The organism is Ursidibacter arcticus, from assembly GCF_009761375.1.
GTDB lineage: Bacteria > Pseudomonadota > Gammaproteobacteria > Enterobacterales > Pasteurellaceae > Ursidibacter > Ursidibacter arcticus.
Window position 1 is genome coordinate 1 of record NZ_LEKM01000213.1, and the last position, 2,319, is coordinate 2,319.

The 2,319-nt window shown below is 38.9% G+C and carries 2 protein-coding genes; one reads left to right on the top strand and one right to left on the bottom strand.

Annotated features, from left to right (window positions below):
- Window positions 1–49 precede the first annotated feature (49 nt).
- The gene (gene gpt / locus A1D25_RS10225) at window positions 50–529 is read right to left on the bottom strand and encodes a xanthine phosphoribosyltransferase (protein WP_157395575.1); all 480 of its coding nucleotides are present in this window, start codon (window positions 527–529) and stop codon (window positions 50–52) included.
- Between the two features lie 181 nt (window positions 530–710).
- On the opposite strand from gpt, the gene A1D25_RS10230 reads away from it, so the two are divergent.
- Window positions 711–2,165, top strand: a complete 1,455-nt coding sequence (locus A1D25_RS10230) for an aminoacyl-histidine dipeptidase (protein ID WP_157395576.1) — start codon at window positions 711–713, stop codon at window positions 2,163–2,165.
- The last annotated feature ends 154 nt before the right edge of the window (window positions 2,166–2,319 follow it).

The following is a 2,319-nucleotide window of genomic DNA, read 5'->3' on the forward strand; positions in this document are numbered from 1 at the left end:
AACAAATTAGGGTTTGTCATCAGTCTGCTTAGATAACAGTGCTTAATAATTAGCTTTTAGAAAGTGGTGGAACAAATGTGATGCCTAAATCCCAAGGTTGCTCAATCCACGTTTCCTGCGGAATATCAACAATATAATCATCAACTAATGCAGCCCCTAGCGGTTTTGCGAATACGGTTACAAATTTAGCATTTGGATACATTTGACGAATTTCACGCGCAGTGTTCCCTGTATCCACTAAATCATCAACAACGATAAAACCTTCGCCGCCATTGGCAACTTCCGCTGCGTGTAATACTTTTAACTCGCCTTGACTGTCGTGGTCATAACTTGCAATACAAACGGTTTCAACGTGGCGAATGCTTAGTTCACGAGCTAATACTGCCGCAGGGAACAAACCACCACGACTAACCGCAATAATCCCTTTCCATTGCGATGCAGGTAATAAACGCTGTGCTAATTTTCGTGCGTGCATATGGAACATATCCCACGTCACAACATATTTTTCGTTAGTGTATTTTTCACTCATAATATTTTACCTAATAAAAGCGGTGCTAATGCACCGAATAAAAAAATTGCGTAACGATAACTTAAAAAACAGTTTCGTGCTATCATTTCCAACGAATTTTACAATAAAATCCCGTTCAGGTGTGATTTTTGCAAATCTTTGTCAAGAACATACCGCTTAAACTAACTAAAGAGAGGTGAATATGTCTGAAATTCAAACACTTAAACCTAGCCTATTATGGAAATGGTTCGATCAAATCTGTGCAATTCCACACCCTTCTTATCACGAAGAGCAAATCGCTCAATTTATTGTTGATTGGGCAAAACAAAAGCAATTCTTTGTTGAGCGTGATGAAGTTGGCAATGTGCTAATTCGCAAGCCTGCAACAGCAGGAATGGAAAATCGCCAAGGTATTGCTATTCAAGCTCACTTAGATATGGTTCCACAAGCGAATGAAGGCACACAGCACGACTTTACCAAAGATCCAATTCAACCTTACATTGATGGTGAATGGGTAAAAGCAAAAGGTACTACACTCGGTGCCGATAATGGTATCGGTTTAGCATCTTGTTTAGCCGTACTTGATGCTGATGATCTCGTACACCCCGATATTGAAGTGCTATTAACAATGACCGAAGAATCAGGAATGGTTGGGGCTATTGGTTTACGTCCAAATTGGCTAACAAGCAATATAATGATCAATACTGATACCGAAGAAAATGGTGAAATTTATATTGGCTGTGCGGGTGGAGAAGATGCTAAATTAAGACTACCAGTAAAATATGAAAATAATCCATTTGATACGGCATTACAATTCCAGTTAAAAGGTCTAAATGGCGGACATTCAGGTTGTGATATTCATACTACCAGAGCTAACGCAATCAAGCTATTAGCAAGAACTTTAACTGAATTGAAAGCTGCCGTACCATTCCAAATTGCTGAAATTCGTGGTGGTTCAGTACGCAATGCAATTCCACGAGAAGCAAGCGTTACCCTTGTATTCGATGCAAAAAATCAAGAGAAAATTACCGCTTGTTTGGCTGAAATGGAACAGGTGCTAAAAGCAGAATTAGTTCTTGCAGAGCCAAATCTGACCTTTATTTACAATAATGTAACTCGCCCTGAGAATGCCTTTGATCAAGCATCAAGCCATAAAGTTATTCAATTCTTAAACTTATTACCAAATGGCGTTATCCGTAATAGTGATGTGGTTAAAAATGTGGTGGAAACATCACTGAGTGTAGGCATTCTTACCACCGAAGAAAATGAAGTAGTGGCGAATATCTTACTACGTTCATTAGTGGAAAATGGAAAAGCAGACGTAAGAGGAAAATTAACGTCTTTGGCTGAATTAACAGGGGCGGCCGCTATTTTCTCTGGTAGCTATCCAGGTTGGGAACCCGATCGTTTCTCTAAAATTACGCCATTAACCAAACAAATTTATGACGAAATTTTAGGCTATGAAGCGACTATTCAAGTGATTCACGCAGGGCTTGAATGTGGTTTAATTAAGAAAGTATATCCAACAATGGATTTAGTTTCGATTGGACCAACCATTCGCAATGCACACTCTCCAGATGAAAAAGTGCATATTCCAGCCGTTGAAATTTATTGGGAACTTCTCACTAAAATTTTAGCTCAAGCACCGAGTAAATAAATTAATGGCTATATAGGGCGTATTAAATACGCCTCAGACTGATAACAAACCCTAATTTGTTGTATTCAATAAACGGACGCCAGCGTGGCGTCCCTTGTATCTTACTCAACTGTAAATTGGTAAAATAAAAACGTATTATTTTACCACCAAGCAT

What these genes read in the sequence shown, in the direction of transcription:
- A1D25_RS10230 (WP_157395576.1), top strand. Translation starts at nt 711, where the DNA reads ATGTCTGAAATTCAAACACTTAAACCTAGCCTATTATGGAAATGGTTC.
- gpt (WP_157395575.1), bottom strand. Translation starts at nt 529, where the DNA reads ATGAGTGAAAAATACACTAACGAAAAATATGTTGTGACGTGGGATATG.